4 protein-coding genes are annotated in these 4,756 nt (G+C 75.8%); 2 read left to right on the top strand and 2 right to left on the bottom strand.

What is annotated here, in order from left to right; all coding sequences use genetic code 11:
* Window positions 1–204 precede the first annotated feature (204 nt).
* On the top strand, window positions 205–861 hold the full coding sequence (locus EAO77_RS34875) for a sigma-70 family RNA polymerase sigma factor (protein ID WP_147992337.1): 657 nt from the start codon (window positions 205–207) through the stop codon (window positions 859–861).
* 516 nt (window positions 862–1,377) lie between these two features.
* Here the strand turns inward: EAO77_RS34875 and EAO77_RS34870 are convergent.
* Window positions 1,378–2,145, bottom strand: a complete 768-nt coding sequence (locus EAO77_RS34870; protein ID WP_147992336.1) for a GntR family transcriptional regulator — start codon at window positions 2,143–2,145, stop codon at window positions 1,378–1,380.
* Between the two features lie 35 nt (window positions 2,146–2,180).
* Window positions 2,181–2,948, bottom strand: a complete 768-nt coding sequence (locus EAO77_RS34865; protein WP_147992335.1) for a GntR family transcriptional regulator — start codon at window positions 2,946–2,948, stop codon at window positions 2,181–2,183.
* Window positions 2,949–3,198: 250 nt separating this feature from the next.
* On the opposite strand from EAO77_RS34865, the gene EAO77_RS34860 reads away from it, so the two are divergent.
* Window positions 3,199–4,704 carry a beta-N-acetylhexosaminidase gene (locus EAO77_RS34860; protein ID WP_147992334.1) on the top strand — a complete coding sequence of 502 codons (1,506 nt, stop codon included), beginning with the start codon at window positions 3,199–3,201 and terminating at the stop codon, window positions 4,702–4,704.
* The last annotated feature ends 52 nt before the right edge of the window (window positions 4,705–4,756 follow it).

The following is a 4,756-nucleotide window of genomic DNA, read 5'->3' as shown; positions in this document are numbered from 1 at the left end:
CCGCCCCTCCCGGTCCGACCACGCCCTCTCCCACTTGCCCCGCCCCGCCCCCGGGCGCGCGTCTCCTGCCGATGAGGTCCGCCCGGGTCGCGCCGCGCGCCGGATCGCGCGGCAGCCGCGGGCGGGGGCACGGGGCCGCGAGCACCGTCCGCCCCGGTGCGCGGCATGCCGCGGGCCCCGTCATGAGCCGAAGGACGACTCGCGATGACGCTTGCCCGCTTACCGGCGCAGCGCCGCGTGCTCACCGAGCCGCGGCACCGCGCGCCCCGCAGGAACACCTCTCGTGACATCGATATCACCGCCTGGGCGCTGCAGGCCGCCCGCGGCGACCAGGACGCCGCGGAACGCTTCGTCAGGGCCACCTACGACGACGTGCGGAGGTTCCTCGCGCACCTCACCTCCGACGTGCCCGGCGCCGACGACCTCGCCCAGGAGACGTATCTGCGGGCCCTCTCGGGGCTGGCCGGGTTCGCCGGCCGCTCCTGTGCCCGTTCCTGGCTGCTGGCCATCGCCCGCCGGGTCGCGGTCGACCGCCACCGCGCCGCCGCCGCCCGGCCCCTGATCGCGGACACCGCCGACTGGCAGGCCGCGGCGGACCGGGCGCAGCCCCGGCACCTGCCCGGCTTCGAGGAGTCGATAGCGGTCCACGACACGCTGCGCACCATGGAGTTCGGTCGCAGGGAGGCGTTCGTCCTGACCCAGATGGTGGGTCTGTCGTACGCGGAGGCGGCGGAGGCCGCCGGATGCCCGGTGGGCACGGTCCGGTCCCGGGTGGCCCGCGCCCGGCGCGATCTGATGACGGCCTGGACCGCCGACCCGGCGGTCACCGGGGAGCCTCTGCTCGGGTCCGTCCTGCGCTGACGCGGCGGGCGGCCCGCCGCCGGCGGGCCGCCCGCCCGCTCGGCGCAGGACGGACCCGAGCGCCCCGCCTCGGCGCGCGGAACCGAGCGCGCGCCGCGCCGCACCCGCCGTGCACGGCGACGCCGGCGGTCGGTCGCGTACCCGCCTTCGGGCCGGGGCGGGCACGCCCCGGCGGCCCGACCCGGGTGGCGTGTCCCGGGACGCCCCGTCAGTCGCCGTCCTGCCCCGGGGCGGTCCGCACCCGCGACGCCTTGTCAGTCGCATGCACGCCCCCGGGTGGCCGGCCCGGCGGCGCTCCGTCAGTCGCGGTGCGGGCCCGGGTGGCCGGCCCGGCGGCGCTCCGTCAGTCGCGGTGCGGGCCCGGGTGGCCGGCCCGGCGGCGCTCCGTCAGCCGCGGTGCGGGCCCGGGTGGTCTGCCCCGCGACGCTTTGTCAGCCGCCGTCGAGGCACCGGGCGGCCTTCCCTCCGCCACGCTCCGTCACCCGCATGCACGCCTCCCGGGCGGCCCCCACCCCGTCACCCGCCGTCAGTACCCCGGGTGGCCTGCCCCCGCCACGCCCCCGGGTGCGGTGCCCCGGTGCCGGGTGCGCCGCGGCCGAGGGCGAGTCGGGAGACGATCCGGTAGCGGTCGCCCCGGTACAGGGCGCGGACGTACTCGACGGGGCGGCCGTCGGCGTCGGAGGTGGTGCGGTCGAAGAGCAGCGCGGGCGACAGTTCCGGCACGCCCAGCAGGCCGGCCTCCTCCCTGCTCAGCACGGTCGGTTCGATGGACTGGACCGCGTGCGCGGGGTGGATGCCGTACCGCTCCCGCAGGAGGGCGTGGAATCCGCCCTCCATGCCGGCGGCCGTCAGCCCCGGCACCAGGTCCCGGGGGATGTGCAGATGCTCCAGCGCGATGGGCGCATCGCCGGTCAGCCGCAGCCGGGTCACGTGCAGCAGCACGGCGGCGGGGGAGACGTCGAGCTTCCGGGCGATCCGCGCCCCGGCGGGAGCGGACCGCGACTCCAGCACCCTGCTCGTCCACCCGCCCGTGGCGGCGGCCGCCGCAGCGCCGTCCGACACCAGCTCCTGGGTGACCTTCGAGGGCGCCACGAACATCCCCCGGCCGTGTTCCCGCACGAGCAGCCCGGTGGCGACGAGTTCGTCGACGGCCGCGCGCAGGGTGGGCCGCGAGACGCCCAGTTCGGCGCAGAGGGTGCGCTCGGACGGGATGGCGTCGCCGGGACGGCGGCCCTCGATCACGGTGAGCAGATGCTCCCGCACCCGCTCCCGTTTGAGTTCCATCGCGCGTCCTTCCGGCGTCCGGCTGCGAACGCCCGTCAGTATGCATTCCCCTCGGCGGACGAGGTCACCGTCCCGTCCCGGCTGAAGTCCAGCCGGGAGACGAACCGGTAGCGGTCGCCCCGGTACACCGAGTGCACGTACTCGACGGGGCGGCCCGACGAGTCGCGGGTGAGACGTTCGATCAGCAGGGCGGGGGAGAGCACCGGGACCCCGAGGAGCGCCGCCTCGGCCTCGCTGACCACGGTCGGCTCGATGGACTGCGTGGCCTCCTCGACGTGGACGCCGTGGTTGTCCCGCAGATGGTCGTAGAGCTCGCCCGACTCCAGCTCCGCCGGGGCGAGGGCGGCGGGCACCAGGCCGGCCGGGATGTGCAGATGCTCGATGGCCATGGGGGCGCCGTCCACCAGGCGGAGCCGCGCGACGTAGAGCAGGCCGGCGGCCGGGGACATCTCCAGCCTGCGGCCGATACGGGCGCCGGCCGGCCGCACCGCGCTCTCCAGCACCGTGCCCGACCAGCTGCCGGAGGCCCGCGGCACGGTGAAGGCGGCGTCGTCCGGAGCGAGTTGCTGGGTGATCTTGTCGGGGGCGACGAACATGCCGCGTCCGTGCTCGCGCACCAGTACGCCGGTCGCGACCAGTTCGTCGGCCGCGGCGCGCAGGGTCGGGCGCGAGACGCCGAGTTCGGTGCAGAGGGTGCGCTCGGAGGGGATCGGATCGCCGGGGCGGCGGCCCTCGATCAGTCCGAGCAGGTGCTCCCGGACCCGTTCCCGCTTCAGCAGCCTGCCGGAAGAGCCGTCGTTCATGGCGGGCCGCCCCTCGTACGACGCCGTTCTGCGTCCTGACTGGTCAACTGGTCAGATGGTGCAGGTCATCCTATCCGGCTCCGGCGGATCGCCAACCGGGGGCTGTATCAAAGGAATCGTGGAGGCTTGACGCTGCGATTGGTCTATGCCACCTTCTGCTCATTGCGTCTGACCAGTTGACCAATTGGTCAGGTGAGGTGGAGGCTTCCGTCCTCCTCGGCTCTCCCTACCGCCCATCGAGGTACCCGTGATGAGCACAGCCCTGCGCACCTCCCTGCCCCACCTCGTGCCGCAGCCCGCACACCTCACCGCCGCATCCGGCCGGTTCACCTTCGACGGCGCGACCGCTCTCGCGCCGGCCCCCGGCGCCGAAGGCGCGGCCCGGCTGCTGCGGACGCTGCTCGCGCCGGCCACCGGGCTCGCGCTGCCCGAACGGTCCGACGGCGAAGTCGTCCTCGCCCTCGACCCGGCGCTGCGCCGGCTCGGCGACGAGGGGTACCGCCTCACCACCGGCCCCGACGGCGTGCGCCTCGCCGCCGGCGGCCCCCGGGGACTGACCGCGGGCGTCCAGACGCTGCGTCAGCTCCTGCCGCCGCAGGCCCTGTCGGACCGTCCGGTGCGCGGCGTCCCGTGGAGCGTGCCCGGGGTCACGATCACCGACGCCCCGCGCTTCCCCTGGCGCGGCGCCATGCTCGACGTGGCCCGCAGGTTCCGCCCGGTGTCCTTCCTCCACCGCTGGGTCGACCTCCTCGCCCTGCACAAGCTCAACGTCCTCCACCTCCACCTCACCGACGACCAGGGCTGGCGGATGCCCGTCCCCGCCCTGCCCCGGCTCACCGAAGTCGGCGGCCACCCCCACGGCGGCGCCTACACGACCGCCGAACTCCGCCGTCTGGTACGGCACGCGGCCGAACGCGGGGTCACCGTCGTGCCCGAGATCGAGATGCCCGGCCACGTCCGGGCTGCCCTCGCCGCCTACCCCCACCTCGGCAACCGTCCGGACCGCACACTCGGCGTCTGGGACCGCTGGGGGGTCTGCGACACCGTCCTCGGCGTGCACGACGACGCACTCGCCTTCTGCCGCACCGTCCTCGACGAGGTGATGGACGTCTTCCCCTCGCCCCATGTGCACCTCGGGGGCGATGAGTGCCCCACGACCGAATGGCACACGGCCCCGGCCGCGCTGCGCCGGGTCGCCGAGGAGGGCCTCGCCGGGCCCGGCGCGCTGCACGGCTGGCTGATGGACCGGGCCGGCCGCCATGTCCTCGACGCGGGGCGCACCCCGGTCGCCTGGACCGGGACCGGGACCGACCTCCCGCCCTGGTTCACGGTCATGGCCTGGCTCGACACCGACCACGGCCGGGCCGCCGCCCGGCGGGGCCACGACGTCGTGATGGCCCCGCACCGCACCACCTACCTCGACTACCCCCAGTCGGCCGGCCCGGACGAACCCCCCGGCCAGCCCGGCCACGTCGTCGACCTGCGCGCCGTCCACGACACCGATCCCGCGCCGGCGCGCTGGAGCCCCGAGGAGAGCTCGCGGGTCCTCGGCACCCAGGGCCAGCTGTGGACCGAGTACGTCCCCACCGGGGCGCACGCCGAGTACCTCGCCTTCCCCCGGCTCTGCGCCCTGGCCGAGACCGCCTGGACCGGACGCCGCGACTGGACCGGCTTCAGCCGGCGCCTGCACCACCACCGGACCCGGCTCGACACCCTCCGGGTGCCGCGCCGCCTTTCACCCGCCCCCACCCGATGAAAGGACCCTCATGAACGACCGTACGCATCCCGCAGGTCCCCTCCCCACGCCG

It is taken from the genome of Streptomyces sp. T39, assembly GCF_008042045.1.
Lineage (GTDB): Bacteria > Actinomycetota > Actinomycetes > Streptomycetales > Streptomycetaceae > Streptomyces.
Note: the sequence above shows the minus strand (reverse complement) of the source record. Positions and strands in the feature narration are given on the sequence as shown.

Bases quoted from the DNA above. Each gene is read 5' to 3' on its own strand.
- EAO77_RS34870 (WP_147992336.1), bottom strand. From the start codon at position 2,145: ATGGAACTCAAACGGGAGCGGGTGCGGGAGCATCTGCTCACCGTGATC.
- EAO77_RS34860 (WP_147992334.1), top strand. From the start codon at position 3,199: ATGAGCACAGCCCTGCGCACCTCCCTGCCCCACCTCGTGCCGCAGCCC.
- EAO77_RS34875 (WP_147992337.1), top strand. From the start codon at position 205: ATGACGCTTGCCCGCTTACCGGCGCAGCGCCGCGTGCTCACCGAGCCG.
- EAO77_RS34865 (WP_147992335.1), bottom strand. From the start codon at position 2,948: ATGAACGACGGCTCTTCCGGCAGGCTGCTGAAGCGGGAACGGGTCCGG.